Below are 24,332 nucleotides of genomic sequence, written 5' to 3'. Positions count from 1 at the left end.
TTGCTGCTGACGGGAACCCGGGTTCTCGACCTGTCCCAGTGGCTGCCGGGACCGGCAGCCGGCCAGTTGCTCGCCGACCTCGGCGCCGAGGTTCTCAAGGTGGAGCCCCCCGCGGGCGACCCGATGCGCGCCCTCGGCCCCCTGGACGGGGACGGCGTCTCGGCCTGGTACAAGACGCTCAACGCCGGCAAGGCGGTCGTCCGGCTCGACCTGAAGAGCGAGGCGGGGCGCGAGGCCTTCCGCCGGCTGGTCGCGGTGGCCGACGTGCTGCTGGAAAGCTACCGGCCCGGCACGCTGGAGAAGCTCGGCCTCGGCCGGGCCGACCTGGCGGAGTTCAACCCGCGGCTGGTGCATTGCGCCCTCTCCGGCTACGGCCAGAGCGGGCCCTACGCGCAGAAGGCCGGCCACGACATCAACTACATGGCGGTCGGCGGCGGCCTCGTCGCCTCCGGACCCGAGGCGGCCCCGAGCGTCGCCTATCCGCCTGTCGCCGATCACGCCTCGGCCCTGCAGGCCGTGGTGACGATCCTGGCGGCGTTGATCCGCCGCGGGGCCGCGGGGCCCGGCGCCTATCTCGACGTCAGCCTGATGGAGACGGTGCTGGCCTGGCAGGCCCTGCCGCTGACGGCGGCGCTGCGGCCGGGCTGGCAGCCGGAACGGGGGCGGGCGGCCCTCAACGGCGGCGCTGCCTGCTACCGCGTCTACCGCACCGCCGACGGCCGCTTCGTCACCCTGGGCGCGATCGAGGCCAAGTTCTGGCGGACCTTCTGCGAGGCGGTCGGCCGGCCCGACCTGATCGAGCGCCAGTGGGAGGCCTTCCCGCAGGACGCACTGAATGGCGAGGTCGAGGCGGTCTTCGCCGCCGCACCCCTGGTCCACTGGACCGCGCTGCTCGGGCCGCTCGACTGCTGCTTCGAGCCGGTGCCCGAGCTCGCCGAGGTCGCCGACCATCCCCAGGTGGCGGCGCGCCGCCAGCTGCGGCTGCGCGGCGACCCGGCGGCCGCCGAGGGGCCGCGCGTCGAGAGCCTGCTCGGCGCCTGGGTCGACGGCCAGCCGCCGCCCGAGCGCGCCCCGGTCCGCGAGCTTGCGCCGGACGAGGCGCTGGCGGCCTGGTGCGGCGCGCAGCCCGCCGCCGGCTTCTCCGGCCAGGAGACGAAGGTCTAGTCTAGCGCCGCGGCCCGGCGGCGCTCAGGAGTCGCCGCGGAAGGGCGTCCATTCCTCGCGCATCGCCTCGATCTCGTGGCGCACCGCCGGGCGTTCGCGGTCCAGGAAGTCCTCGACGGCACGCTCCAGCGCCGGGTCCTGGATCAGGTGGGCGCTATAGGTCTCCTCCGGCAGGTAGCCGCGCTGCACCTTGTGCTCGCCCTGAGCGCCGGCTTCGACCCGCCTCAGGCCGTGGGCGATGGCATAGTCGATGGCCTGGTAGTAGCAGGCCTCGAAGTGCAGGAACCTGTAGTCCAGCGCGCAGCCCCAGTTGCGGCCGTAGAGGGTGTCGCCGCCGCGCAGGTTGAGGGCGCCGGCGACCGGCCGGCCCTCGGCCTCGGCGACGATCAGCACGACCTTGTCGCCGAGCCGCTCGCCGAGCAGGTGGAAGAACTCGCGGGTCAGGTAGGCGCTGGCCCACTTCTTGTCGACGGTGTTCAGGTAGAAGCGATAGAAAGAGTCCCAGTGGCGCTCCTGGATCGCGTCGCCGGTCAGGGCGGTCAGCTCGATTCCGCTCTCCACGACCTGCCGGCGCTCCTTGCGGATCGCCTTGCGCTTGCGCGAGACCATGCGGCCGAGGAAGTCGTCGAAGCTTTCGTAGCCCTCGTTGGTCCAGTGGTACTGGCGGCCGATCCGCTGCAGGAAGCCCAGGCTGCCGAAGCGCTGCCATTCCTCGCGGGTCGGGAAGGTGACGTGCAGCGAGGAGACCTCGTGGCGGCGCGCGATCTCGGTCAGGCCCGCGATCAGCGCGTCGGCGATCGCGTCGCGCTCGGCCTCGGGCCGGATCAGCAGGCGCGGGCCGGTGACGGGCGTGAAGGGCACGGCGCACTGCAGCTTCGGATAGTAGCGCCCGCCGGCGCGCTGGTAGGCGTCCGCCCAGCCCCAGTCGAAGACGTACTCGCCGTAGGAGTGGTTCTTGAGGTAGAGCGGCACGGCGCCGAGCAGCTGTCCGTTCTGACCTTCCAGCAGCAGGTGCTGTGCCAGCCAGCCGGTCTCCGCGGTGGCTGCCTTGCCGTCCTCCAGCGCGCTCAGGAAGGCATGGCTGACGAAGGGATTGTCGCTGCCTGCGCAGGCGTCCCATTGCGCCGCCTCGACCTCCTTCATGGAGGTCGCGACCTTGATCAGGATCGGCGTCGCGCCGTCGGGCAATGCTGGCTCCCCGGGGAGGGTCGGGCGGCGGCGCGCCGGCTCCCCGAGACAAGTCTAGACCTGTCCCCCGCGCAGGCAAGGACCAGGCTCGCGCGGGCGGCGCAGCCGTCGGCGGAACCTCAGGAGAGCCGCCGGTAGAAGGTCGCAGAGAGCCAGCCGAGCAGGGCCCAGAAGATCGCGCTGACGACGATCGAGGCGGCGGCGAAGTGGCCGGCCAGTTCCGGCGGCACGTTGCCGCCCAGCGCCTCGGGCTGTGGCGCCCCGAGCAGGTGCGGCAGGGCGGCGACCGCGACGCCGAGCGCCTTCGCCGGCCAGCGGGCGGCGAAGACCACGAGGCCGAGGCCGACCGCCGCGGCGACCGCGGCGAACAGCCACCAGAGCTGGCGCGCCTGGAGGTCCGCGGCGAGCGAACCGGGCACCTCCGGCGGCAGGCCGAGGCCGGGCGCCAGGGTGACCACGACGAAGCCCGCGCCGCCCCACAGGATGCCGCTGAGGGTCGTGACCTCGCGGCCGTGCAGCACGAAGCCGGCGACGATCAGCAGGGCGAAGCCGACGCCGAGCAGGAGGTTGGCAGAGAGGGTGTAGAACAGCCGCTCGAGCCCGTCGCCGGGCGCCCAGCTGCTCCCCTCCGCCGACTCGTGGCCCGCGTCGCGGCTCGCGTCGCTGTGGGCGCGCGCCGAGGGCAGCAGCGCTTCCGCGAGGTCGGCCAGCGGTGCCGCCGGCGCGTCCAGCCCCGAATGGTCGTGGGGCTCCGCCGCGCTCTCGTACTGTTCGGCGTGGAGGATGATCGGCGTCGTCGTTACGCTCTGCACTGCTGTGACGAGGACGCCGGCGATCAGGCCGGCCGCCAGGGCGGTCAGCAGTATCCGTCGCAGCATCGGCCTGCCTCAGTGGCAGGGGAAGGCGAAGGAATGCCTGCTGTCGTGCGCGGCATTGTGGATCGTCGCCGGGTTGGCGAAGCCGACGCCGAACACCAGGAACAGGCCCAGCAGGATCGCCACGGCGGCCGGCACCGCGGCCTGGGCTCGCTCCATGGAGCCGGTGCGGGCCGTCTCGGTCGAATAGGACATGTCTCTTCTCTCCCTGCGCCGTCACACCCGACGGCTGAAGTCGTCAAACCCTGCGGCGGCCGGTCTCCTGGCTCGCGGGTCGCTGCGCTCTCGGCTGCCTTCCCGCGGGAAGGAGTCTCCCGCAGTGGCGTGACAGGGCTTCGAGCGCTCGCCGCTCACAGTTGCGGGGGCAGCCGCGGATTCACGGGATCGCCCGGCTCCAACCAGAGCCCGGCGGGCCGCTCACCGCGTTCCCGACACCGTCGCTGCCGACACGCTAGCCCTTTTGACCGGGCTTCGCAAAGCCGGAAAGCGGCACCGCTGCGAGCGACTGCGACCCTTCCGGGGAGAGCGGCCGACGCGGCGCCGGGGGCCCGGCGCGCCTCAGCCGGGCGCGACCACGGCCTCCTCCTCGCCGCCCCGGCTGCGGCCCCAGGCCCAGAGGGCCACGGGCTCGGTGCGGCCGCGCAGCGGCTGCGGGGGCAGCGGCTCGAAGTCCTCGACGGCGGCCTCGCCGCGCGCGCCTACCGCCCGGGCCCGTTGCACGCAGGCGTCGGAGGTCAGGATCACCGCGCCCTGCTCGCGCGCCATGCCCTCCAGGCGGCTCGCGACGTTGACGGTATCGCCGATCACCGTGAACTCGAAGCGGCGCCGGCCGCCGACGTCGCCCAGGAAGAGGCGGCCGTGGTGGACGCCGATCGCGACCGTCGGCGCCTCGGGGTCCTCGACCCGCCAGGCGGCGACCGCCGCCGCCATCCGCTTGGCCGAGGCGAGGGCATCGGCGGCGTCGCTGGCGCGCGGCTCCGGCACGCCGAAGGTCGCCAGGGCGCCGTCGCCGAGGAACTTGTCGAGGGTACCCTCCTCGGCGAAGACCGCCTCCTCGACCAGCGCGTGGAAGCGGCGCAACTGCGTCAGCGAGCGCTCCGGCGCCATGCGCTCGCTGCGGGTCGTGAAGCCGACCAGGTCGACGAACAGGACCGCCGCCTCCTGCTGGCGCGCGATCGGCTCGTCGCGGCGTCCGGCGAGTGTTTCGACCAGCGAGGGCGAGAAATAGCGCGAGAGGTTGGCGCGCTCGACCTCGATACGGCGCCGACGGTTGAACTCGGCCAGGGTCAGCACCGTCCCGCCCCAGACGCCGCCGAGCAGCGCGGTGGCGCTGGGCACCAGCACGCCCAGCCAGAGCTGCTGCTCGACCAGCAGCAGGTGGGCGACGGCGAAGCCGGCGAGGAACAGCAGCAGCACCGCGGGCAGCGCAAGGGTCGGACGCAGGAACAGGCTGGCGAGCAGCGCGAGCAGGCCGCCGAGCAGGGCGGCGACCAGGTCGAGGCCCGCGACCAGCGGTCCGCGCTTCAGGAAGCGGGCGCTCAGGGCGTTGTCGATCAGAGTCGCCTGCAGCAGGTGGCCGGACAGGTTGGCGTCGAAGGGCGTGGCGAAGCCGCGGCCGGCGACCGCCGCCGAGGCACCGAGGACGACGAGCTTGCCGCGGAAGGCCTCGGCCGGCGTCCGGCCCTCCAGCAGCTCGACCAGAGGATAGGTCGGGTAGGCCGCGCCGGTGTGGTTGACGATCGCGCCGAGACGCCGATCGGTTTCCACGGTGCGTCGCTCCATCCGGATGCCGCGGCCGAAGTCGATCTCCGCCGGGCCGCCGCCGTCGAAGACGCGCACCGTTTCGAGCGCTACCGAAAGATAGTACTCGCCGTCGATGCCGAGGGCGGGGAGCTGCCGGCGCGGCCGGCCGTCGTCGCTGAGCAGAATCAGCGCGTGGCCCAGGCCGGCAGCCTCGTTCATGAGGCCGCGGTCGGGCAGGGCGACGCGGCTCGGCCGCAGCGACAGCCGCTCCGGCTGGTCGCCGACGACACCGGTCAGCCGGCCGACCGCCCAGTCGCGCAGCGCCAGGCTTCCCGGCGCCGCCAGGCTGGTCTCGTCGAAGGAGAGGGCGAAGGGCAGCACCACGTTGTCCGCGGCCTGGAGCGCCCGGCGCAGACGCTGGTCGCCCGCGTCGGCCTCGATCAGGCGGTCCAGCGCCAGGGCCGGCTCAGAGCCCTCCGAGAGCAGCCGGCGCAGCGCCGAAAGCTGCTCCTTCAGCTCCGTCGGCAGGGTCGTCGCGGGCTGCTCGAGCAGCAGGTCGAAGAGGATCGCGCGGGCGCCGGCGGCGCTCAGCCGCTCGATCGCCTCGGCCAGGGTCTCGCGGCGCGGCGGCCAGCCGTCGGTCGCCTCCAGGCTCTGCTCGTCGATCGTGACGACGGCGATCTCCGGCGCCGGCTCCAGGGGCCCGCGCAGACGGAAGCGCCAGTCGAGGGTCTGCGCCTCCAGGGTCGAGAGCGGCGCGCGCTCGACCAGCCAGGTGCCGCCGACGGCGAAGACCACGACCAGCAGCACCCCGGCCAGGATCGCCCAGCGCCGGCGCAGCCGGTCGATCGGCCACTCCTCGGGATGCGGGCCGGCGCGCGCCGCCGGCGGCCCTGGACGCTCCGCGTCCGGCCGCCGGTCAGGGGAGGTGGGTGCGCTCAAGAACGTCTTCCACGCGTGCCTGGCCCCAGCGCTTCGGCACGCCCGGCGGGGCGCCGTCGGGCACGTCGGTGCCGAAGCCGGGCCCCAGCAGCACCCCGGCATCGCCGGCGCCGCGCACCGCCACCGCGCCCTCGATCACGAAGACCGCCGTCGAGCCGGGCAGGCGCTCGACGATCCACTCGGTGCCGCGCGGCGTCGAGATCGCCGAGCGGGTGCGGACCTCGATGCGGTCGGCGGCGGCCTCGGCGGTGAAGACCCGCAGGATGCCCTCGATCAGCCGCAGGACCTGGCCGGTGCGCTCGGCGGTGTGTCGGCGGAAGGCGACCAGGCAGCGGCTGTTCGGGCCGATCGTGACCAGGGAGCCGTCGGCGAAGCGCAGGCGCACCCGGCCGTTCGGGAAGGTCAGCACCTCGTCGCTCTCGGCGACGGCCATGCCCGGTTCGAGCGCGATCTGCCTGCCTGCGCGCAACAGGAAGACCTGCCCCTCCAGGGCGGCCGTGACCGCGACCGCCTCCGGCGGCTCCGTCTGGGCGCCGGCGGGCGGTGCGAACGGGGACGTGGCCAGGGAGATGGCCAGGACCAGGAGCAGTGCGAGCAGGTGTCGGCGGTTCATCGTCAGCTCTCCTCCGCGTTCCCGGCTTCGCTCTCGTCCGGGATGTCGTCAAGGCCAGGATAGCTGGGGAAGCCGCCGCTGTCTCGGTAGTGTACCCGTGGTGCAGTCGGGGGCCCTGCCTCGCTTCACCCCGAGCTGTCGAGGGGCGCGACGGACCGGGGCCGGAAGCGCGACCCATGGCACCGTCCTTGCGTCCCTCGACTGCGCCCGCTGGCGCGGGCGCGCTCGGGATGAAGCGAGTTGTGTGCTGGCGGAGAAAGCGTGACCCCGGGCGGGCTGACCTCGCCGTTCGCTCTTGCCTCGCTTCACCCCGAGCTGTCGAGGGGCGCGACGGACCGGGGCCGGAAGCGCGACCCATGGCACCGTCCTTGCGTCCCTCGACTGCGCCCGCTGGCGCGGGCGCGCTCGGGATGAAGCGGGTCGTGTGCTGGCGGAGAAAGCGAGACGGCGGGCCGGCTGACCTCGCCTCAACGGCTCACAGGTACCACTCGTACGATTGGGCTCTTGATATCTTTAGCGTTTTGCTCGCCGGGTCTAAAATACGGGGCCGCTGGTTTAGACACCTAGCGGGTCGAACAGGCACTTATCAACACCTACCGATCCGTGTAGCCTTAAGGCAGATGAGAGGGGACCGGGCATGGTGGAAGAGCAGTTCACACTCTTTATGACCGAGGCGTTCAAGTGGAACTGGCTGGAGAACACGTACTGGATCTCGCAGATACTCCTGTTGGTGATTGCCGGCCTCGCGGCCGGCTGCGGCTACCGCCAGCTGAGGACGATCGAGCTGCAGCGGCGGGCGACGTTTTTGCTTGAGCTGGACAGACGATTCGATGAACCCACTATGGCGGAAGCGAGAGTGCTGTGGAGCGACCTGCAGGACAAAGCACAGGAGATCGTCACTGATCGGGCACCGCGGGTGAACGACGGGGAGCGCATGCAGCAGGTTCAGGCGGAGTTCACGAAAATATTGGGGCAGATGCGGGAGGGAGACGAAGAGGGCTACTCTAAACTAATGAAAATACTCGGTTTTTTTGAAACGGTCGGCCTGATGGTCAGGCACGGGTACGTTCCGCTTGACGACATCGACAAGCTGTTCCGAGGGCCGATCATCGGTATCGACGTGTGCTTTCGCGATCACATCGATGGTCGCCAAAAAGAAGCGGGCGTGCCCGCCGGATTGTACGAGCACGCCCTATTTCTTAGCGGTACCGTGAGGCAGCGCCTCGGTTGAGGTTAGTAGATCGGGATGTACCTATCGGTCATGTGGAGGCCCCTCCCTGATTGTGTTGCACACTAACCCAGCATACCTAGGCTAGCTTGCAATCGTAAGCAAGTTACTAACTTGTCATCCGGTCCTAGCGTTGTAACGCCTGCTCTCGGGAATCATTCCCCGCCTTCCCAACGCAGGATCGCCGCGTCGGCCATGGCGGCCGTGCGGGGGATGTAGGTTTCCAGGATGCTGCGGGTTTGCTCGATCGTGTGGCCGGAGACGGCGGCGATCTGGATGTCGGTGCAGCCGGCCTCGGCCATGGCGACCATGCCGGAGCGGCGCAGATCGCGGTCCTGCAGACGCTCGAGGCCGGCGGCGCGGCGCACCTCGCGCGACCAGGACCAGAGGTTGTGGGCGGTGACCAGCTTGGCCGGCTCGGGCTCGTCGGGGCGGCGCCGGAACAGCGGCGTCGCCGGCAGCGGCGCGGGCAGGCCGGCGGCGCGGTCGCCGGCGCGGATCTCCTCGACGATCGCCACCAGGTCGCGGTGCGCCGGCAGGTCGACCAGGCGCCGGGTCTTGGCCTGGCGCAGCTTTATGCGCCAGCTGCCGTCGGCGCGCAGGAACAGGCGCCCCTCGGCCATGGCGGCGACGTCGCCCGGGCGCTGCACGCTGTAGCGCAGCACGGCGCGGTAGAGCCGGACGTTGCGGGCGTGGGGGTGGCCGCCGGCCGCGGCGTCGTAGGCGGCGAAGTCGGCCGGGTCCCAGATGTCGTCGCGGCGGCGGGTCGCGATCTCGAGCTCGCGGGCATGGTTGGCGCCGGCGCCCCAGCCGAGGTAGGCGGCCAGGCGAAAGAGGTTGGACAGCACCGCCGCGAACTTGCGTTTCTCGCCAGCCGGCAGCAGCTCGACGACGTCGACCACGGCACGACGGCTGACTTGGCCGACCGGCAGATCGCCCCAGAGCTTGAGGATGAGGCGCAGCTGGCGGTCGTAGTAGGTGCGGGTGCCGGGCGCCAGGGCCTTGTAGCGGTCGGTCGCCTCGTAGCGGCGGACCAGCAGCACGACGGCGTCAGGCGCGGGCTCGACCTTGGGCCTCGCGGAGAGGCGCCCCTCGGCCCAGGCGTTGAGTTCGCGGGCGCGGGCGAAGCGCAGGGTTTCGTCGTCGGGTAGGCGCTCCAGCGCGAAGCCCTTGCGCTGCCAGTACCAGTAGACCCGGCCCTTGGGCCCGCGGCGGCGGGTGACGTATTTCAGGCGGATCGCCCCGGCGGGCGCGCGAAGGGCGGGCGCTCGCTGGGTGGGCGGGGCTTTCGCGTGGGGTGGCTTCGCCATTCCTGGACCCTGCTGGCGGCCTCGTCGTGGGAGGCGGCAGCATCGGCCAGCCCGGCGCGCCTGTCCAGCAGCGCGACCACAGCGGGCCGATACCAGCGGCGGCACCGTTTGCCGAAGGTCAGCGGCTCGGGCAGCAGGCCAGCGGCGACGCAGGCCTCGACCTGGTTGTAGGAGATGCCGATGAGTGCCGCGACATCGGCCTGGGACAGGCAAAGCTTGTCCGGCGGGGGCAGGGGGATCTCGGCGGCGGCGAGGGTCATGGGGTCAGTGTTCGCTCCGCCACGCGAGGATGGCGGGGTCCGAGCCGGGGGAGAAGGGTTGGCCGGGCGGGACGATTGGGGGGCGTCCCCCCCCCCCCCCCCCCCCCCCGGCCGTGCCGCCGCCCCGCCGGAGGCAACCGGGGACGGCGGCGCGGGTCACGAAAGGCAGAGCGCGGCGAGCGCGCGGCGGATCCATTCGAAGTGGGCGCCGAGGGCGGCGCCGCCGGCGAGCAGCAGGGCGCCGCCGACGATCCAGCGCCAAGCCTCGGCGTCGAGGGGCGCGGGGCGGCTGGGGCGGCCCCTGGGCGTCATGGCGCGCCTCACGGCGATGGCTCCGGGACCAGGCGGTTGACGACCTCGACCAGGGCGTCGGTCAGGCGGCCGACGAGGGCCTCCTCGAGGGCGCCGCCGGCGTCGACGGTCAGCAGCTCGGCCCCGTCCCGGCAGAGCACCAGGCCGGCGGCCTCGGGGTCGGCCTCGGTCATGGCGGCCTGCAGGCGGTCGACCGCGGCGGCGAGGTTGCGGGGCAAGGCGGTCATGTCACTCGCCCTCGTGCTCGATCGTCTGCTTGGTCGGGTCGTCGTCCGGCCCCTCGACGAACATCCAGGGGTGATCCTCGATGGCCTCGCAGATCATCGCGTCCGGGCAGTTGAAGACCTCGGCGGCGTCGCGAACGGTGACGGTCCGGCGCTGCTCGAGCGCCCACACCTGGACGGCGTTGGCGAACAGCCCGGCGCCGGGCCGGCCGTCGTCGAGGTCGTAGGCGTTGGGATCCTGGCCGAAGAACGGCGGCCGCCGGTCCCTGCCCACGGTCACCGCTCGCCCTCCGGCAGGCCGAGGCGACGGCCGAGGCGGCCGAGGGCGGCCAGGCGCTCGGCGCGCTCGGCGCGGCCGTCGGCGTGGCCGAGCAGCCAGTCGTCGCGGTAGGTGCGCAGAGCCGGCGACCGGCGGTGCCCGGCGGCGGGCTCGGCGTAGGCGGCGGGCGTCTCCGGCGGCAGGCCGTCGTCGCCGGCCAGGAAGCCCTCGGCCATGGCGCGCTGCCGGCGCCGGTTGAACTCGGCGTTGCCCTCGCGGAAGCCGTTGCGATAGGCCGGCGTGTCCTGGCGCGGCGCCAGGCCGTCGAGGCCGTCGCGCCGGCCGCGCGCGCCATCGAGGGCGAGCGGGCAGGCGCCGGCGCCCAGGCGGGTCGCCTGCTGCCGGTCCTGCCGCGCGCGCAGGCGCTCGGGCAGCGGCCGGGGCGGCAGCAGCCGCTCGGCCCGGGCCTTGGTTTGCGGCAGCGCGCCGCGCGGCGCGGGGTCGGGGGCCCTGGGGTCGGAGGCCGCGAGGTCGAGGACCGTGGGGTCGGTAGGGGCGGCTGCGTGCTCGGTCACAGGGCGATCTCCTGCGGTTGGGTGGCTCCGGCCCGGTAGTGGCGCCGGAGGGCGCCGTGGGCGGCGAGGGCGAGGGGGCGCGGCGCCAAGGGGTCCCCGGCGAGCTGGTGCAGGTAGAGGCGCGCCGTCTCCAGGCTGGCGGGGCGGCGGTGGCGGCCGGCGAGGACGCTGGCGGCCTCCCAATAGCGGCGGGTCGCGTGCTCGACGGTGGTGGTGGCGGCGAGGATCATCGGCGGACCTCCGTTGCGATGACGAGCAGGGCGGCGACGACGGGCGTGCCGACCGCGAAGAGGCCGACCAGGGCGCCGGACTGTTCCAGGGTCAGCGGCGTCCAGCCGAAGAGGACGCAGGCGCAGGCGACGCCGAGCGCCGCGACGATGCCGGCGGAGAGGCCGATCAGGCCGAGCAGGACCGCGCCCTCCATCACCCGGCCCTCCCGGAAGAGGACCCGGCGAGCGCCTCGTCGAGATCCTCGAGCAGGCTGCTCGCCGTCTCGTCGGATGCGCCCTCCTCGCCGTCGTCGTCGCCCTGCAGGAAGCGCGGGCGGACGTCGCGCTCGAAGTCCTCGGCCGAGATCCGCGGGGCGGCCTGCCGGCGCGGCGCGGCCGGGGCGCCGAGGCCGAGGGCCGGCAGCTCGGCCGCGGTGGCGAAGTGGAAGGGCGCCGGCAGCCACTCGCGGGCCCGCGCGTCGGTCGGCAGGTGCTCCAGGAGCATGTCGACCGCGTCGGCCTTGCGGGTCGAGCCGGTGACCTTGACCACGCCCAGCTCGGCGGCGATCGCCTGCAGCTGCGCCTTGCTGCAGCCCGTGAGGTACTCGCGATCGAGGGTGTAGGGCTGCGGCTCGGCCGCGGTCGGGTCGCTCCAGGCGTGGCGGACGTCGACGGCCAGGATCCCGGCGAGCGCGACGACCAGCTCGTCGTCGCCCGGCTCGCCGTCGTAGTGGTGGGCGCTGGTCACCTGGGCGGCGACGGCGGCGCAGAACAGGCGGTTGAGCTGCTCGGCCGGCAGCGCGACCAGCCGGCGCAGCAGGGCGACCGAGGTTTCGCCCCCAGCGAAGTCGCCGGCGCCGCCGGCGAACCGCAGCCGCCCGTGGTCGAAGTCACTCAGCGCCTCCAGCTTGGCGACCCCCTCGAGGGCGGGCGCCAGCTCGGCGAAGACCGCGCTGGTCGCCGGGCTGGTGTAGATGTTGCCCGGCACTACCTGTTCGTCGTGGCGGATCCACAGCGCCTTACGACTGTTGCCGTACTGGCGGACCAGCTCCAGCACGACCAGGGCCTTGCAGACGTCCTGGCGCTTGCGCGTGGCGTCGCGCAGGGCGTGAGTCTTCACGCGCTTGGCGATCAGCAGCGCGCCCTTGGTCGGCATGAGCGCGCCGAGGTCCGGTGCCTCGGCCGAACCGGGTTCGGCGGCGGCCTCGCCGGCCGGCGGCGCCGGCAGCTCCGTCAGGTGCTTCGCACCCTCGGGCAGGTGGGGTTCGAGGATGCCGAGGACGGTGGTGCGCGAGCGATGGCTCCACCAGGTCGCCTCGCGCACCTGCTGCGCCGCGCGCGTCGCGGCCTCGGCGATCGCCGCCTCCCGCGTCGGGGCCGGCGGCAGATCCCGGGTCAGGCGCGGCTGCGTGGTGCCGAAGCCCGCGGCCCGGTAGCCGGCATCGGCGCGCCAGCCGTCGTCGAGCTGAACGACCTCGAAGGTGGCGGCGTTGGCGGCGTCGGAGCCGGCGGGGCAGATGACCTCGCCCGGCTTGATCCGGCCATTGCCGTCGACCCAGCCGGCGGGCGCGTGCTCACTCAGCCAGCGGTCCAGGTGGTAGGTGAAGTCGACCAGGCCGAGCAACCGCTCGGCGAGCGGGAAAACCGCCGCCGTGTCCTCGGCGTCGTAGTCGGCGAGGTCGCCGGCGAGTTCCTTGGCCGCGTCCTCGATCGCCTCGTCGGCTGTCTCGCCCAGGGCCTGGGCCTGAGCCTCGAAGCCGCCGGCCTTGGCCGCCAGGGCGCAGGCGACCGAGGCGCCGACCGGGGTCAGGGTGGCGACCAGGCTGGCGCCGGCGTCCTCGAAGAGCACGCGCCGCTCGGCCTCCGGCGCGGCCGCCGGCTCGGCGCCCCAATTCGCCAGCGCGCCGACGGACTTGAGGAAGAAGCCCGAGACGCCGGGGTCCTGGCCGATGTAGAGCCGGCCGAGCGTACGGCAGAGGCCGGCGAGGTCCTCGGCCTCCGCCGGGTCGTCGCCGAGGTCGAGGAAGCCGCGGATGGCGGCGTCAAGCGGACCGACCGTCAGCTGATTGAGGACGAGGGCCGTCGCGGCCAGGACGGCGTCGTCCCGCGCCTCGGCGCGATCGATTTCCTCGTCGCCCTGGAAGATGGCGAACTCGACGCCGAACTCGCCGCGTGCCGCGCCTGGCGCATAGCGGCGATAGACCGCCTCGACGTGCCAGATCCGGCCGCGGAACAGGCTCTTGAGCACCGGCGCCGCGACCTCGGCGTCGGCCTCTGCCTGCGCCGGCGCTTCCGGCGAGAGGTCGACGTCGCGGCGGTCCGTGATGGCGAAGCGGGCGGCGGTGAAGGAGAGGTCGCCGGCGTCGTAGAGGACGCGCAGCTCCGCCGACAGCTTGTCGTTGATCGCCAGGTGCTGCTGCACCTGCCGCTCGTTCAGGCCCAGGCGGCGGGAGATCGCGGCGCCGTCGAGGCCGTGGTCGTCGCGCAGCCTGACCAGGGCGGCGGTCAGCTCCCACTGCGCCAGGTCCTCGCGTTGCACGTTTTCGACGATGGCGGCGACGGCCTCGCCGAGCGGGTCTGCCGGGTAGAGCTGCACCGGCACCAGGGCGCCGGGCAGCACGCGCTGGAAGGCGGCCTTGCGCGTCTTGTCGGCGGCCAGGATGCGCAGGGCGCGCAGGCGCCGCTCGCCGGCGATCAGACGGTAGAGCGTCGGCTGGCCCCCCTGCTCGCCCCCCGGCTCGGTGGCGACGGCCCACAGCGGCGTGCGCAGGCCCTCCTCGGCGATCGAGTCGGCAAGCTCGGCCAGCTTGGCCTCGTCGAAGTGGCGGCGCGGGTTGGCGCCGGCGGCGATCTCGTCCAGCGGCACGCGCAGGAAGCGCGCGGCGGTCGGGCCGTCGGGCGCCAGGCCGAGGAAGCCGTCGAGCGGCAGCTGCAGGTGCTCGGCGAGCGCCACGGCCGTTTCGGTGGCGAGGGCTCCGGTCGCGCCGGCGGCCAGGAAGCGCGATAGGTTGCCGTGGTCGATGCCGACGGCGCTCGCGAAGCCGCGCAGGCTGAGGCCGTCGCGCTCCATCGCCTGGCCGACCAGGCCGCGCGCGCGGTTCCAGTCGACCGTCGCGCCGGCCGGCTTCGGCTTGGCGGAGGCCGCCTTGCTGGACTTGGTGGGCTTGGGGGACTTGGCGGGCTTCGCGCCCTTGGCGGCCGAACGGGGTTCGGCGGCGGCGGCGGGAGTGGTCTTGTCGGCCATGCTCGGGTGCCTCCGGAGCGGCCGGCCGGGGACGGGAGGGTGCGGGGCTGGGGAGCCGGGTTGGCAAAGCGACAGGGTACGCTGCCCGGCGGGTCCGACTGCCTCGCGCCGCTCCCGTCCGGCGGCCTGGCGTTGCCGGCGGCCCCGATGGCGGCCGGCGCTGGAACGAGCCAGCGGCGGAACATCACCATATCGGTGCATCTATAGTCAAGGCGCTTTCAACCGCAACGGTGAAGGCGCGCGCCTAGCCATCGCTTCGAATGGCACGGTCAGGCCGGCGAGGCGGCAATCGGGCGGTTGGGGGTTGGCGCGTCAGGCGCTGTGGCGATCGCCCAGGACGGTATCGCCGTAGCGCAACAGAAAGCGGCGGTGGTGCTTGATATGCTCGCCGAGCAGGTGCCGGCGGGTCTCCGGCAGGGCCGACTCGCGCGCCAGGTCGGAGAAGGCGGCGAAGGCCTCTCGAGCCAGGTCGCGCGGCGCGATCTTGATGCCCAGCTCCTGATAAAGCAGGCGCAGCGCCTCGGAGGTGTCGGCGAAGAATTCCTCGTCGTCGCCCGGCGCGCTGGCGGCCGGCGCGTTGCCGGGGACGCCGGTCGCGTCAGGGAAGAAGTCGCCGGGGCGGACGTTGAGCGCCTCGGCCAACCGGTTCATCCAACCCTGGGTCAACTGCCGGTCGCCGATCTCGAGTCGCGAGATCTGCTGCGTCGAGGTGCCGAGCATCTTCGCCAATCGCGCCTGCGACAGCCCGGCTCGATTTCGAAGCTCTTTCAGTCGGTTGCTGGCCATGCCCCACGATGGAGCAGCCGCAAGCCGCCGAGCAGGCGCAATAAAGGTGATGTTGCCCATTGACAGAGTATCACCAAACTGGTGCATATTTGCTCCCTACAAAATGTGGGGTGCCAAATGCCGGCGACCGCTGCCGATCGTACCGCCTACCACCAGTGGGCATCTGACGCCGGGCTGAGCGATTCCGAGATCGCCCGGCAGATCGGCGTCGCGCCCTTCACGGCTGGCCGCTACCGCGACGGCAGCCGAACGGCCCGCCCAGAGATCGCGCGGCGTCTCTTCCTGGTGTCGGGCGGCAAGGTCGACGCCAACGGCATGGTGCGCCTGCCGAGCCTGGCGCAGTTCGGCGAGCGTCTGGCGGCGCGCGGCGTCGCCGAGGCCACCATCCGGTCCGTCTTCGTCGAGCTGCTGGCCGAGGTCGAGCGGGAGTCCGCGGCGGCCGGCCAGGACGGGGGCTGAGGCCATGGATCGCCCCGCCGCCCCGCCTGCACCTGTCTCGATCGGCAATCGCCCGCGCGTCGTGCGCCTGGCGCTGCGTCACATCCGTCGAACGACCTACGGCCAGGCCGAGGGCGGCGACCGGCGGCTGGCCGACCGCCTGGGCATCGCGCCGAACGAGCTGGCGCGCGTCGAGCTGGGCGCCGCCGCGAGCGAGGCGACGGCGACCAAGCTGCGCGACTGGCTGGCCGAGCAGGGCGTCGAGACGCGCCTCGATGATTGGCTGCAGGCGCAGCCGGTGGCGGCGCCCGCAAGCACCACCAAGGAAGGGGAAACGCGATGACCAGGCTTTTCGGTCTATCCGCGGCCGCGAGCATGGCGCTCGCCGCGGCGGCGACGGTGTCCGGCCGCGTCGACACGCCGCCGCCGGCGCGCGGGTCGAGCATCCAGCCGTCGCGCCGGCGACGCACCGGCAAGGCGCGGCGCGTCCGCCGCCGGCTGCCTCGCCGCAACTACGCCGGCGCCGGCCGGCGCTCCGCCGAGGCGCGCCAGCGCTACCTCGAAATCTGCCTCGAGCAGGTGAGCTGCCGCATCACGCGAAACGACGGGCGCGTCCTGACCGGCGACGCCGCGGTCCATGAGCTGTTCCGCCTCAAGTGCAAGGCGCGGCGCGAGAAGGTGGCGGCTGCGGCCGCCGCCCGGAAGCGGGCGCGGCAGGAGCCAGCGAAGTGAGCGCCCCGGCCGCTGCGCTGCTGCGCCGGATCGCGAGCCGCTTGCCGCTCGCCGGGGCGGGCTGCCAGGTCTGCGGCGACTCGACCTTCAACCACCTGCAGTGCGCGGCCGCCGCGCTCGACGGCGCGCCCTGCCAAACGCTGGCGCCGGTCGTCGCCGAGCTGCGCGCCGACGACCGCGAGGCCGAGACGACGCTGGCGGCGATCGCACAGGCGGCGGGGCGGGGCGTCTGCTCCGACGCGGGCGCCGAGCTGCCGCCGCGTCGCCTGGGGCCGCTGGCCAGCTTCCTGCCGCGCGGTGGCCTGTGATGGCGGCGCCCGGCACCTGGCCCTGCCCGGTGAAGCTGGATCCGGCGCGCTGGCGCCAGCTGGACGACGCCGCGCAGCGGCGGATCCTCGGGCTGCCGGCGGCGCCGATGCCACCGCCGCCGTCGCCGGCGCCGGTGAAGGAGTCGCCGCCGCCGCCGACGCAGGGCGCGACGGCCGAGGCGCGGGTGCTGGAGACCATGCGCGCGCTGAAGGCCGAGGGTCGGCGGGCGGCGCCCGGGGCGGTGGCCCTGGCGCTCGGCTACTCGGAGGCCAGGACGCCGACGTGGATCCGCCGCGCGTTCGAAGGGCTGGTCGTCGCCGGCAAGGTCGCGCCGCTGCTGCGCCGCGACGGGTTGCTGTTCGATGCCGAGGTCCTCGGCCCGGCGGGGGACTCGTGATGCCGCGGGGGGCGATGACGCGGGGGGCGACGCCGCGGGGGGCGCTGCCGATCGCCGAGTTGCCGGGCTTCGTCGGCCTGCTGTGCAAGGGCACCTCGATCGAGACGGCGGCGCTGGCCTTCGGCCTGCCGGTGCGGCGCGCCGAGGCGGTGCGGCGGGACCTGCTGCGGCTGGGCCTGGCGGCGCTGCTGCTGCGCGAGGAGTGCGAGGACGGGCCGGGCGAAGAGGGCGCGGCGCCGTCAGCGGCCGGCGAGCGGGTCGAGCGGCTGCGCGGACCAGAGGCCGCGGCCGTGAAGCCGCGCCGACGACTCCGCGAGCAGGTAGCGGCGGGCGAGGTCGGGCCGGTCGGTGAGATAGGTGCGGTAGACGATCCCCGCGCCGGCGCGGAGCAGCGCCTCGGCGAGGTCGTCACCGACGACGTTGCGGCAGACGGCGACCGGTCGCTTGTGGGTGACGGCGCCGGTCGCGGTGCAGACGACGCGGCCGCCGGTGCCGTCGCGGCGACGGACGCCGCGCACGGGGTCGAAGCCGATCGCGTCGTCGAGGGCGGTGCGCCCGGCCAGGCCGAGGCGGTAGTCGCGCATTTCCGGCGCCGAGAGGGCGAAGAGGCGGACGCGGACGCGTCGGCGCGGGCCCCGCGCCGGCGCGTCGAGCAGCGCCTCGAGGCTGTCCGCCCCCTGGACGAGCGCGAGGGTGTCGCCGTCGAACGCGATCGCCCAACCGCCGAAGAGCGTACCGGCCGGCAGGCGACCGCCGGGCGGGATCTCGACCTCGGCCGGCGCGGCGAGCGGCGGCCGATAGGGCGCCCCCTCCTCGGCGAGCGCTGGGGCGGCGACAGCCTGGGCCAGGCCGAGCAGCGCGAGCGCGAGCGCAATGCCAAAGGGGCGAGGGGCACGGGTCATCCCGCCACGGTAGCAGAGCAACGGACGACCAAGGAAGCCGCCGAAATCGAGGCATGGGTCGCCGCGGGCCTGATCAAGCGCTACGAGCCCGCCGCCTCGGCGGCGCTCTACACCGGCTGCCAGCTGGTCGCCTACCTGGAGGCGCACGGGCACCGGGTCGGGACGGTCCACGTGCGGCCGAACCGGCCGCCGACCGTCTCGGTCGACGGGTTCCGCCGCAGCCATCGCTGGGCGGTCGAGGCCGCCAACCGGCACCGCGTCGCCGAGGGCCTGGCGCCCTTTCCGCTGCCGGCCGAGCCGGACGCCGAGGGGGTGGGCCGGTGAGCGCGCGCGTTGGGGGGCGGGTGCCGCGGCGCCTGCCCGGCCTGACCGAGCGGATCGAGGCCGGCGGCTTCACGGTCGCGGCGACGGTCTGCCTGGACCCGGCGGACGGGCGGGCGGTCGAGATCCAGCTCAACCGCGAGGGGCGGTCGCAGGGCGTCCAGCTCGACCTGCTGCTCGACGAGCTGGGCCTGCGCCTGTCGCGGGCGCTGCAGGGGCGCGACCCGGTCGAGGGCACGGCGGCGTGGCGCGCGACGGACGCTGGGGGGCCGTGGTTCGGCCTGTCGCACTGGCGCATCGATCTCGGGCGGTTCGACCTGGCGCCCGACTGCCGCGTCTACGTCGTGGCCCTCGGCCAGGCCGGCTGGCGCGACCTGCAACTGTTGACCGACGCCGAGGCGCCGATCGGCGCCCGGCGCCTGGTCGCCGGCCTGGGCCCGGCGCTGGCGGTCCTGCTGCGCCGGGCGAGAAACCTGCCAACCGAAGGGGAGCAAGGGTGATGAAGGACGTTTGCCTGATGAAGCAGGGCCTGGCCCTGGGCGCGCTGCGGCGCGCCAACGTCGACCGGTTGCCGACCTTCAAGAATCGGCACGGCGAGCCGGCGCACAGCCAGCCGGACGGGTCGGACTGGAGCCCCGCGCAGTGGCTGCAGGCGACCGTCGGCGAGCTGGGCGAGTTCGCCAACATCCGCAAGAAGTACGAGCGCGGGGACCTGTCCCATGCGGAGTACAGCCAGCTCGCAGCCAAGGAGCTGGCCGACGTCCAGACCTATCTCGACCTGCTGGCGCTGCGGGCGCTCGACTTCGCCGACGGCACGCCGCACCCGGCCGGCGTCGACCTGTCGGACGCGACGATCGCCAAGTTCAACGAAGTCAGCGAGCGGGTCGGCTCGCCGGTGCGGCTCGGCGAAAGCCGCGCCTACCGGGTTCCGGACGTCCGGTGATGGACGACCCGGTCCTCGCCGCGATCGCCGCCGAGGGCCTGGCGCGCATGGGGCAGCAGCAGACGGAAGGCGACGGCGCATGAAGAGCTTGTCGGTGTCGAGGCGGACGGTCGACCTCGGGACTGGAGAGGTGACCGAGGGCACCGCCGCCTTCGCGATCCTGCCGCCGCCCCCTGACGCCTGCCAGGTCTGCGGCAGGCGGCCGGCGCACCCGGCCGCCGAGCCGCACGACGCAGGGTCTCTCTACTACCAGTACGCCTTCCGCGCCGAGCACGGCCGTTGGCCGACCTGGAAGGACGCGCTAGCGCACTGCGCGGAGCCGGTGCGCGCGGCCTGGGAGCGGGCGCTGCGGGCCCGCGGCGCCTGGAGCGAGCCGGAGGGCGACGCCAATGCCTGACGCCGCCGCCCTCGCCGACGTCCAGGCCGTGGTTGCCGCGCTCGCCGGGCTGCGGCTGCCGGCGACGAACCTGACCGAGGCCGAGGTGGTCGCCGCGGTCGAGGCGCGGCTGCTCGAGGCGGGCCTGCGCTTCCGCCGCGAGGTCAGCTTCGGGCCGCGCTGCCGGGCCGACCTGTGGCGCGGCGGCATAGTGATCGAGGCCAAGCGCGCCTTTGCCGACCGCACCGCGCTGCTGCGCCAGCTGTCGCGCTATGCCCTGCAGCCGAGCGTGCGCGGCCTGGTCGCCGTCGCCGAGGCGGGGCTGCCGGCGCCCGGGCGCCTGGCGGGAAAGCCGCTGGCCTGCGTCGCGCTGCATCGCGCCTGGGGAATCGCGGTTTGAGCGCGGGAGAGAGCTACGGAGCGGAGATCCGCGACGCCGCCGAGGCGCCGCTGCCGCAGCACCTGGCGCTGCCGGCCGGGTGCTTCGGCGGGGAGACCTGGGGCACGCTGGAGCTGGTCGAGGGGCCGGAGGGCCCGGTCTGGGAGATCGAGGGCCACCCCCAGGCGGTCGGCTTCGTCAAGCGGCTGTTCCTGTCGGCCCAGGGCCGAGGCGCCGGGCAGGCGCGCTTCCCGCGCTCGGCGCGCACCGACCAGGACCTGATCTGGCTGCTGCAGCGCTACCCGCTGCGCCCGAAGCAGCCCGAGCAGCTGCTCGGCACCTGGCGGGCGGCCTGCGACTACGAGCGGCGGCGCGCGGCCTTCGCGGCGGCGCCGCGCCGGGCGGTGGCGCCGGTCGGCTTCCAGGGCACGCTGTCTCCGTTCAAGAAGGAGGGGCTGGCCTGGCTGAAGGCGCACGCGCGCGGCCTGTTAGGCGACGAAATGGGGCTGGGCAAGACGGTCCAGTACCTCGCCTTCCTGGCGGCGGTCGAGCCGTGGCCCGCGGTCCTGGTCGTGCCGCCGCACCTGCTGACCCACTGGTCGGCCAAGCTGGAGGCGTTCCTGGGCATCGCGACCGAGACCGGGCGCGGCGACCCGAGCGAGACGCGGCTCAACTTCACGGGCAAGGCCCGGGCCTGGCGCCTGCAGGGCCGGCGCAAGCCGGGCGAAGGGCCGGCGGCGGCCGACCTCTACCTGCTGCACTACGGCCTGCTGGACAGCTGGCAGCCGGCGCTGAGCCAGCTGCGGCCGCGCGCGCTGGCCTTCGACGAGTGCCAGGAGCTGCGCCACCACGCCAGCCTGAAATACGCCGCCGCCAGCAAGCTGGCCGAGGCCGCCGAGCACGTGCACGGCCTGTCGGGCACGCCGATCTACAACAAGGGCGTCGAGATCTGGAACGTGCTCAACGTCCTCGATTTCCACTGCCTGGGCGACCGCGAGTCCTTCACCCGCGAGTGGACCGGGACCAACGGCGGCGAGGCGATCAGCGAGCCGCGGGTGCTGGGCAGCTACCTCAAGCGCGAAGGGCTGCTGCTGCGCCGGCTGAAGGCCGACGTGCTGAGCGAGCTGCCGGCCAAGCGCCGGGCGGTCGAGAAGATCGAAAAGGACGAGAGCCTGTTCGACCGCCTGGCCGCCGAGGCCTCGGCGATCGCGGTCGAGGCGGTCGGCGAAAAGGACGGCTTCGCCCGGTCGCGGATCGACGGCCGCGCGGTGACCGCGATCCGCAAGGCGACGGGCTTGGCCAAGGCCAGCTTCGTCGCGGACTTCCTGCGCGCCCTGCTCGAGGCCGGCGACCCGACCTTGTGCTTCGTCCACCACCACGACGTGACCGACGTCCTGATGGGCGCGCTCGCCCGCTTCAAGCCGGTCGCGATCGACGGCCGGCGCAGCGGCGAGGAAAAGGCGGCGGCGCTGGAGGCGTTCCGCTCCGGCGAGACCGACCTCGCCTTCGTCTCGCTGCGCGCGGCGGCCGGCCTCGACGGCTTCCAGGATCGCGGGCGCTGCGTCGTCTTCGCCGAGATGGACTGGTCGCCGGCGGTGCACGGCCAGGCCGAGGACAGGCTGCACCGGCACGGGCAGCGCGACAGCGTGCTGGCCTACTACCTGGTGACCGACGACGAAGACTCGAGCGACCCCTTCATCCTCGACACCCTCGGCCTCAAGGCGCAGCAGTTCGTCGGCGTCATGGCCGACCCGGACCGGGCCGACGACCCGGCGCTGGCGGGCCAGGCGATCGCCGCGCACAAGGCGAAGCTGCTGGCCAACCTGCGCGCCCGCGCCGAACGCCGTTCGGCGGGAGGGGCGGCGTGACGCGGCCCGCGATCCGTCATGCCGGTGAGAACCGCGCCGCGCTGCAGGCGCAGCGGGCGCCCTCGGCCCTGGCGGTCGAGAGCGGGATCGCGGCGGGGCTGGCGCCAGCGTTCGCCGAGCGGGCGGCGGCGCGCGACCTCTACCTGACGCCGCCCTGGGGCGGGCGCGCGCTTTGGCACTACGCGCTGCCGGAGCTGCGCGGCGCGGTCGTCGCCGACCCCTGCGACGGGCTGGGGCACCTGTCGGGCGCGATCGCCGACGTGGCGGACCGCGTGTTGGTCAGCGACGTCGAGCCGTGGCGGCCGGGCGTCGGCGTCGCTGACTTCCTGGCGCCGGGCGCCTGGGAGGGGTTGGCCTTGACGGCCCTGGGCGCGACGGGCGTCGACTGGATCGTCGCCAACCCGCCCTATGGCGCGGGCCGGCCGGAGGCCTTCCTCGAGCGCGCGCTCGAGCTCGGCCGCGCCGGCCTGGTGCGCCGGGGCGTGGCGCTGCTGGTCCGCGCCAGCTGGCGCGAGGGCCAGGCGCGCCACGCGCTGTTCGAGCGGTCGCCGCCGGCGGCCTGGTGGCACTTCGCCGAGCGGCTGCCGATGGCGCTGGCGCGCTTCACGGGCTCGACGGCGACCGCCTACGCCTGGGTGGTCTGGCAGTTCGGCCCGGACGGGCGGCCGGTGGCGCCGCCGGGCGGGCATCCGATCAGCGCGGCGATCCCGCCGGGGGCGCGCAAGCTGCTGCAGCGGCCGGGCGATCCGGACGCCGCCCTGCCCTCGCCGAGCGCCGAGCGCCAGGCGCGGGCCCGCGCCGAGCTGTGGCGCGTGGCCGCCGCCGAGGACGGCACGGTGCTCTATCGCCCGGCCCGGCGCGGCCAGGCCCGGCGGCTCGACCGCGACCAGGCGGTCGCCGAGGCGCTGCGCCTGCTGGCGCCGGGCGGCGAGAGCGACACCGACCTGGCCGCGGCCCTGCTGGCCGCCGCCGACCACGCCCGGCAGCTGGCCGGGCAATCCGAGGAGGACGAGGGATGAGCGGGAGCGAAGACGCCGGCGCGGCGCCGGCGACGGTCTGCTGGCGGGTCCATGCCCTGCACATGCTGGCCGAGGAGATGCGCTGGTCGAGCGCCCCGGGGTGGGCGGACCTCGGCCTCTACGTGGAGACGCTGCTGAAGATCGTGCCGGATGCTGCCGGGCTCGGCGGCGGCTGGGCTGTCGGCCACGGGATCGAGGACATCGCGGCGCTGCTGCCGGGCCAAGGGAACCCGGCGGAGGGCTGGGCCTGGTCGACGGGCGTCGGGCCGCGCTGCGACCGGCCGCTCGACGTGGCGGTCGCCGAGATCTTCAACCGCGACGGCGCCGGCATCCGGGTCGAGGCGGTGGCGACCGAGCCGACGGTCGCGCTGCTCGCTGCCGTCTGCATGGTCTGGGCGGCGGTCCTGGTCGAGCGCGAGGCGCGCGAGAGGGCTGTGGCGATGGTCGGCGCGCCGACCGAACGCTGCAGGGTCTGCGGCTGCACGCTGCTCGAGGCCTGCGCCATGCCGGACGGCGGCGGGTGCTGGTGGGCCGAGCCGGGGCTCTGCAGCGCCTGCGCGCCCGAGGCGGCGACGGCCGACCGCGGGGGCGAGGGGTGAGCGCGCCCGGGCTCCTCGACCGCGCCTGCGCCGGGCCCGGATGCGGCGCCCGCGTGCCGGCCGACCGCGACTTCTGCCGGGCCTGCTGGGACCGGATCCCGGGGCCGCTGAAAGGCGCCCTCTGCCGCGGCCTGGCGCCCGACGCGCCGCGGCCGCCGGCGACCGGCGAGCGGGCGCAGCTGCTCGAGCGCGCGCGCTACGAGATCACCCGGGCGCGGCACGTGGCGCGGGGTCAGGGGTCGCTGTTCGGGGGATCCGGCCAATGATCGCTGGGCGGAGCTACGGGCAGGCCCGAAAGGCCCCAGAACGAAACCCCTGGGGGAATCGCGGCAACGAGCGCTGCCAACCCCGCGCTATCGGATGCCTCTTCTTGGGTCGGCGCGGACATCAGTGCCGCCAACACTGCTTCCTGCTCGGCAACCAGCTGTTCAATATAGTCCCGGAATCCTTCAAGGAAGGCGGCCGGGTCGTTCTCTGCGGTATCGGCATCGCACGGCTCCCAGAGCGCCATCAGGTAGCTGTGGCTGCTAGCGATCTCTGCCGGCAGCTCTGCCATCTGTTCTGCAGAAAGCGTCGTCCAGCGCGTTTTGCCAACGGCAGGGCCGGCGGATCTTGCGACCGATCCAAGCGCCATCGCGTGCGGAGTGGACTTTTCGCCGGCAATGCCGACTCTAATTCGGACGACGTTTACTGCGCTCGCCGCCCTTCTCAGGTCGAACATAGCCCGGCCAATCTCATACCGCAGCAATCGCAACAGCGCGGATTGATTCTGCAGTGCGGCGGCTTGGCGGTCCCGGCTTTCCCTATCGAGTTGCTGGCGCAGCACCGTCACCGTGACGAAGATTCCGAGAAAGGTGAACGCTGCCCCAAGCATGACAGTCGCCCCGGCCTGCAGGAGCCCCGCCTCCTTCGCGAGTTCCCAGGCCTTCGGAGCTGGCGACCAAAGGGCGGCAAGGGCAAGAGCGATCCCAGCAACCGCGCCAATGCCGGCGCCGGCCCAACCCTGCGCGCTCGGCCACCACTTCGGCGTCATCGGCCCCTCCCCCTTCTAACTCCCTCGCCTCGGCCCGCGGGCCGGGCGGGGGCCGGGCGCGCCAACGCCCTTAGCCGCGGGATT

32 protein-coding genes and 1 riboswitch are annotated in these 24,332 nt (G+C 74.0%); of the genes, 16 read left to right on the top strand and 16 right to left on the bottom strand.

Annotation, left to right across the window (positions count from 1 at the left end):
• Window positions 1–1,164, top strand: coding sequence for a CaiB/BaiF CoA transferase family protein (locus tag WD341_RS06320; protein WP_368424589.1), 1,164 nt, complete (start codon window positions 1–3; stop codon window positions 1,162–1,164).
• Between the two features lie 24 nt (window positions 1,165–1,188).
• On the opposite strand, the gene WD341_RS06315 is transcribed toward WD341_RS06320, so the two are convergent.
• The 5 genes from WD341_RS06315 to WD341_RS06295 form a co-directional block, all read right to left on the bottom strand.
• Window positions 1,189–2,352, bottom strand: coding sequence for a GNAT family N-acetyltransferase (locus WD341_RS06315; protein ID WP_368424588.1), 1,164 nt, complete (start codon window positions 2,350–2,352; stop codon window positions 1,189–1,191).
• A gap of 119 nt (window positions 2,353–2,471) precedes the next feature.
• Window positions 2,472–3,230, bottom strand: coding sequence for a CbtA family protein (locus WD341_RS06310; RefSeq protein WP_368424587.1), 759 nt, complete (start codon window positions 3,228–3,230; stop codon window positions 2,472–2,474).
• Between the two features lie 9 nt (window positions 3,231–3,239).
• Complete coding sequence (locus WD341_RS06305) at window positions 3,240–3,422, bottom strand: CbtB-domain containing protein (protein ID WP_368424586.1); 183 nt, start codon at window positions 3,420–3,422, stop codon at window positions 3,240–3,242.
• Window positions 3,423–3,461: 39 nt separating this feature from the next.
• A riboswitch (cobalamin riboswitch) is annotated at window positions 3,462–3,690 on the bottom strand.
• A gap of 95 nt (window positions 3,691–3,785) precedes the next feature.
• Window positions 3,786–5,912: a CHASE2 domain-containing protein gene (locus WD341_RS06300; protein ID WP_368424585.1), complete on the bottom strand. Its 2,127-nt coding sequence runs from the start codon at window positions 5,910–5,912 to the stop codon at window positions 3,786–3,788.
• The gene (locus WD341_RS06295; RefSeq protein WP_368424584.1) at window positions 5,890–6,525 is read right to left on the bottom strand and encodes a FecR domain-containing protein; all 636 of its coding nucleotides are present in this window, start codon (window positions 6,523–6,525) and stop codon (window positions 5,890–5,892) included. The genes WD341_RS06300 and WD341_RS06295 overlap by 23 nt, the downstream gene beginning before the upstream one ends.
• Before the next feature lie 637 nt (window positions 6,526–7,162).
• Between WD341_RS06295 and WD341_RS06290 the strand changes: the two genes are divergently transcribed.
• Window positions 7,163–7,756: a hypothetical protein gene (locus WD341_RS06290; protein ID WP_368424583.1), complete on the top strand. Its 594-nt coding sequence runs from the start codon at window positions 7,163–7,165 to the stop codon at window positions 7,754–7,756.
• Window positions 7,757–7,908: 152 nt separating this feature from the next.
• Here WD341_RS06290 and WD341_RS06285 read toward each other — a convergent pair whose 3' ends face one another.
• From WD341_RS06285 to WD341_RS06240, 10 genes are all read right to left on the bottom strand, one after another.
• Window positions 7,909–9,063, bottom strand: coding sequence for a hypothetical protein (locus tag WD341_RS06285; protein ID WP_368424582.1), 1,155 nt, complete (start codon window positions 9,061–9,063; stop codon window positions 7,909–7,911).
• On the bottom strand, window positions 8,982–9,323 hold the full coding sequence (locus tag WD341_RS06280) for a helix-turn-helix transcriptional regulator (protein ID WP_368424581.1): 342 nt from the start codon (window positions 9,321–9,323) through the stop codon (window positions 8,982–8,984). Before WD341_RS06280 ends, WD341_RS06285 begins: the two co-directional genes overlap by 82 nt.
• A 156-nt stretch (window positions 9,324–9,479) precedes the next feature.
• Window positions 9,480–9,635: a hypothetical protein gene (locus WD341_RS06275; protein WP_368424580.1), complete on the bottom strand. Its 156-nt coding sequence runs from the start codon at window positions 9,633–9,635 to the stop codon at window positions 9,480–9,482.
• 8 nt (window positions 9,636–9,643) lie between these two features.
• The gene (locus WD341_RS06270; protein WP_368424579.1) at window positions 9,644–9,862 is read right to left on the bottom strand and encodes a hypothetical protein; all 219 of its coding nucleotides are present in this window, start codon (window positions 9,860–9,862) and stop codon (window positions 9,644–9,646) included.
• Window position 9,863: 1 nt separating this feature from the next.
• Window positions 9,864–10,139, bottom strand: coding sequence for a hypothetical protein (locus WD341_RS06265; protein ID WP_368424578.1), 276 nt, complete (start codon window positions 10,137–10,139; stop codon window positions 9,864–9,866).
• Window positions 10,136–10,693 (bottom strand): hypothetical protein, encoded by a 558-nt coding sequence (locus WD341_RS06260; protein WP_368424577.1) that lies wholly within the window; start codon window positions 10,691–10,693, stop codon window positions 10,136–10,138. The genes WD341_RS06265 and WD341_RS06260 overlap by 4 nt, the downstream gene beginning before the upstream one ends.
• Window positions 10,690–10,923 (bottom strand): hypothetical protein, encoded by a 234-nt coding sequence (locus tag WD341_RS06255; RefSeq protein WP_368424576.1) that lies wholly within the window; start codon window positions 10,921–10,923, stop codon window positions 10,690–10,692. Before WD341_RS06255 ends, WD341_RS06260 begins: the two co-directional genes overlap by 4 nt.
• On the bottom strand, window positions 10,920–11,117 hold the full coding sequence (locus WD341_RS06250; RefSeq protein ID WP_368424575.1) for a hypothetical protein: 198 nt from the start codon (window positions 11,115–11,117) through the stop codon (window positions 10,920–10,922). The genes WD341_RS06255 and WD341_RS06250 overlap by 4 nt, the downstream gene beginning before the upstream one ends.
• A complete protein-coding gene (locus tag WD341_RS06245; RefSeq protein ID WP_368424574.1) occupies window positions 11,117–14,146 on the bottom strand; it encodes a ParB N-terminal domain-containing protein in 3,030 nt (1,009 codons plus the stop codon). Before WD341_RS06245 ends, WD341_RS06250 begins: the two co-directional genes overlap by 1 nt.
• Window positions 14,147–14,458: 312 nt before the next feature.
• Window positions 14,459–14,992 carry a helix-turn-helix transcriptional regulator gene (locus WD341_RS06240; RefSeq protein ID WP_368424573.1) on the bottom strand — a complete coding sequence of 178 codons (534 nt, stop codon included), beginning with the start codon at window positions 14,990–14,992 and terminating at the stop codon, window positions 14,459–14,461.
• A gap of 57 nt (window positions 14,993–15,049) precedes the next feature.
• Here WD341_RS06240 and WD341_RS06235 point away from each other — a divergent pair, with 57 nt between their 5' ends.
• From WD341_RS06235 to WD341_RS06170, 14 genes are all read left to right on the top strand, one after another.
• On the top strand, window positions 15,050–15,391 hold the full coding sequence (locus WD341_RS06235; protein ID WP_368424572.1) for a hypothetical protein: 342 nt from the start codon (window positions 15,050–15,052) through the stop codon (window positions 15,389–15,391).
• Between the two features lie 4 nt (window positions 15,392–15,395).
• Window positions 15,396–15,713 carry a hypothetical protein gene (locus WD341_RS06230; protein WP_368424571.1) on the top strand — a complete coding sequence of 106 codons (318 nt, stop codon included), beginning with the start codon at window positions 15,396–15,398 and terminating at the stop codon, window positions 15,711–15,713.
• Window positions 15,710–16,102 carry a hypothetical protein gene (locus WD341_RS06225; protein ID WP_368424570.1) on the top strand — a complete coding sequence of 131 codons (393 nt, stop codon included), beginning with the start codon at window positions 15,710–15,712 and terminating at the stop codon, window positions 16,100–16,102. The genes WD341_RS06230 and WD341_RS06225 overlap by 4 nt, the downstream gene beginning before the upstream one ends.
• On the top strand, window positions 16,099–16,410 hold the full coding sequence (locus tag WD341_RS06220) for a hypothetical protein (RefSeq protein ID WP_368424569.1): 312 nt from the start codon (window positions 16,099–16,101) through the stop codon (window positions 16,408–16,410). Before WD341_RS06225 ends, WD341_RS06220 begins: the two co-directional genes overlap by 4 nt.
• Window positions 16,410–16,808: a hypothetical protein gene (locus WD341_RS06215; protein ID WP_368424568.1), complete on the top strand. Its 399-nt coding sequence runs from the start codon at window positions 16,410–16,412 to the stop codon at window positions 16,806–16,808. The genes WD341_RS06220 and WD341_RS06215 overlap by 1 nt, the downstream gene beginning before the upstream one ends.
• A 14-nt stretch (window positions 16,809–16,822) precedes the next feature.
• Window positions 16,823–18,034 (top strand): hypothetical protein, encoded by a 1,212-nt coding sequence (locus WD341_RS06210; RefSeq protein ID WP_368424567.1) that lies wholly within the window; start codon window positions 16,823–16,825, stop codon window positions 18,032–18,034.
• The gene (locus WD341_RS06205; RefSeq protein WP_368424566.1) at window positions 18,031–18,531 is read left to right on the top strand and encodes a hypothetical protein; all 501 of its coding nucleotides are present in this window, start codon (window positions 18,031–18,033) and stop codon (window positions 18,529–18,531) included. Before WD341_RS06210 ends, WD341_RS06205 begins: the two co-directional genes overlap by 4 nt.
• A complete protein-coding gene (locus tag WD341_RS06200; RefSeq protein WP_368424565.1) occupies window positions 18,531–18,974 on the top strand; it encodes a MazG-like family protein in 444 nt (147 codons plus the stop codon). The genes WD341_RS06205 and WD341_RS06200 overlap by 1 nt, the downstream gene beginning before the upstream one ends.
• Before the next feature lie 79 nt (window positions 18,975–19,053).
• On the top strand, window positions 19,054–19,371 hold the full coding sequence (locus WD341_RS06195; RefSeq protein WP_368424564.1) for a hypothetical protein: 318 nt from the start codon (window positions 19,054–19,056) through the stop codon (window positions 19,369–19,371).
• Window positions 19,364–19,750: a hypothetical protein gene (locus WD341_RS06190; protein WP_368424563.1), complete on the top strand. Its 387-nt coding sequence runs from the start codon at window positions 19,364–19,366 to the stop codon at window positions 19,748–19,750. The genes WD341_RS06195 and WD341_RS06190 overlap by 8 nt, the downstream gene beginning before the upstream one ends.
• Complete coding sequence (locus tag WD341_RS06185) at window positions 19,747–21,597, top strand: SNF2-related protein (RefSeq protein WP_368424562.1); 1,851 nt, start codon at window positions 19,747–19,749, stop codon at window positions 21,595–21,597. Before WD341_RS06190 ends, WD341_RS06185 begins: the two co-directional genes overlap by 4 nt.
• Complete coding sequence (locus tag WD341_RS06180; protein ID WP_368424561.1) at window positions 21,594–22,616, top strand: hypothetical protein; 1,023 nt, start codon at window positions 21,594–21,596, stop codon at window positions 22,614–22,616. Before WD341_RS06185 ends, WD341_RS06180 begins: the two co-directional genes overlap by 4 nt.
• Window positions 22,613–23,215 (top strand): hypothetical protein, encoded by a 603-nt coding sequence (locus tag WD341_RS06175; protein WP_368424560.1) that lies wholly within the window; start codon window positions 22,613–22,615, stop codon window positions 23,213–23,215. The genes WD341_RS06180 and WD341_RS06175 overlap by 4 nt, the downstream gene beginning before the upstream one ends.
• A gap of 53 nt (window positions 23,216–23,268) precedes the next feature.
• Entirely contained in the window at window positions 23,269–23,481 is a 213-nt protein-coding gene (locus WD341_RS06170) for a hypothetical protein (RefSeq protein ID WP_368424559.1), read from the top strand.
• Here the strand turns inward: WD341_RS06170 and WD341_RS06165 are convergent.
• Window positions 23,448–24,248: a hypothetical protein gene (locus WD341_RS06165; RefSeq protein WP_368424558.1), complete on the bottom strand. Its 801-nt coding sequence runs from the start codon at window positions 24,246–24,248 to the stop codon at window positions 23,448–23,450. The genes WD341_RS06170 and WD341_RS06165 overlap by 34 nt on opposite strands.
• Window positions 24,249–24,332: the final 84 nt, after the last annotated feature.

This window comes from Tistlia sp. (genome assembly GCF_040905785.1).
GTDB lineage: Bacteria > Pseudomonadota > Alphaproteobacteria > Kiloniellales > DSM-21159 > Tistlia.
Note: the sequence above shows the minus strand (reverse complement) of the source record. Positions and strands in the feature narration are given on the sequence as shown.

What these genes read in the sequence shown, in the direction of transcription:
- WD341_RS06165 (WP_368424558.1), bottom strand. Translation starts at nt 24,248, where the DNA reads ATGACGCCGAAGTGGTGGCCGAGCGCGCAGGGTTGGGCCGGCGCCGGC.
- WD341_RS06210 (WP_368424567.1), top strand. Translation starts at nt 16,823, where the DNA reads ATGACGCGGGGGGCGACGCCGCGGGGGGCGCTGCCGATCGCCGAGTTG.
- WD341_RS06275 (WP_368424580.1), bottom strand. Translation starts at nt 9,635, where the DNA reads ATGACGCCCAGGGGCCGCCCCAGCCGCCCCGCGCCCCTCGACGCCGAG.
- WD341_RS06270 (WP_368424579.1), bottom strand. Translation starts at nt 9,862, where the DNA reads ATGACCGCCTTGCCCCGCAACCTCGCCGCCGCGGTCGACCGCCTGCAG.
- WD341_RS06175 (WP_368424560.1), top strand. Translation starts at nt 22,613, where the DNA reads ATGAGCGGGAGCGAAGACGCCGGCGCGGCGCCGGCGACGGTCTGCTGG.
- WD341_RS06310 (WP_368424587.1), bottom strand. Translation starts at nt 3,230, where the DNA reads ATGCTGCGACGGATACTGCTGACCGCCCTGGCGGCCGGCCTGATCGCC.
- WD341_RS06235 (WP_368424572.1), top strand. Translation starts at nt 15,050, where the DNA reads ATGCCGGCGACCGCTGCCGATCGTACCGCCTACCACCAGTGGGCATCT.
- WD341_RS06200 (WP_368424565.1), top strand. Translation starts at nt 18,531, where the DNA reads ATGAAGGACGTTTGCCTGATGAAGCAGGGCCTGGCCCTGGGCGCGCTG.
- WD341_RS06215 (WP_368424568.1), top strand. Translation starts at nt 16,410, where the DNA reads ATGGCGGCGCCCGGCACCTGGCCCTGCCCGGTGAAGCTGGATCCGGCG.
- WD341_RS06255 (WP_368424576.1), bottom strand. Translation starts at nt 10,923, where the DNA reads ATGATCCTCGCCGCCACCACCACCGTCGAGCACGCGACCCGCCGCTAT.
- WD341_RS06305 (WP_368424586.1), bottom strand. Translation starts at nt 3,422, where the DNA reads ATGTCCTATTCGACCGAGACGGCCCGCACCGGCTCCATGGAGCGAGCC.
- WD341_RS06290 (WP_368424583.1), top strand. Translation starts at nt 7,163, where the DNA reads ATGGTGGAAGAGCAGTTCACACTCTTTATGACCGAGGCGTTCAAGTGG.
- WD341_RS06225 (WP_368424570.1), top strand. Translation starts at nt 15,710, where the DNA reads ATGACCAGGCTTTTCGGTCTATCCGCGGCCGCGAGCATGGCGCTCGCC.
- WD341_RS06190 (WP_368424563.1), top strand. Translation starts at nt 19,364, where the DNA reads ATGCCTGACGCCGCCGCCCTCGCCGACGTCCAGGCCGTGGTTGCCGCG.
- WD341_RS06230 (WP_368424571.1), top strand. Translation starts at nt 15,396, where the DNA reads ATGGATCGCCCCGCCGCCCCGCCTGCACCTGTCTCGATCGGCAATCGC.
- WD341_RS06250 (WP_368424575.1), bottom strand. Translation starts at nt 11,117, where the DNA reads ATGGAGGGCGCGGTCCTGCTCGGCCTGATCGGCCTCTCCGCCGGCATC.
- WD341_RS06280 (WP_368424581.1), bottom strand. Translation starts at nt 9,323, where the DNA reads ATGACCCTCGCCGCCGCCGAGATCCCCCTGCCCCCGCCGGACAAGCTT.
- WD341_RS06285 (WP_368424582.1), bottom strand. Translation starts at nt 9,063, where the DNA reads ATGGCGAAGCCACCCCACGCGAAAGCCCCGCCCACCCAGCGAGCGCCC.
- WD341_RS06195 (WP_368424564.1), top strand. Translation starts at nt 19,054, where the DNA reads ATGAAGAGCTTGTCGGTGTCGAGGCGGACGGTCGACCTCGGGACTGGA.
- WD341_RS06295 (WP_368424584.1), bottom strand. Translation starts at nt 6,525, where the DNA reads ATGAACCGCCGACACCTGCTCGCACTGCTCCTGGTCCTGGCCATCTCC.
- WD341_RS06245 (WP_368424574.1), bottom strand. Translation starts at nt 14,146, where the DNA reads ATGGCCGACAAGACCACTCCCGCCGCCGCCGCCGAACCCCGTTCGGCC.
- WD341_RS06240 (WP_368424573.1), bottom strand. Translation starts at nt 14,992, where the DNA reads ATGGGCAACATCACCTTTATTGCGCCTGCTCGGCGGCTTGCGGCTGCT.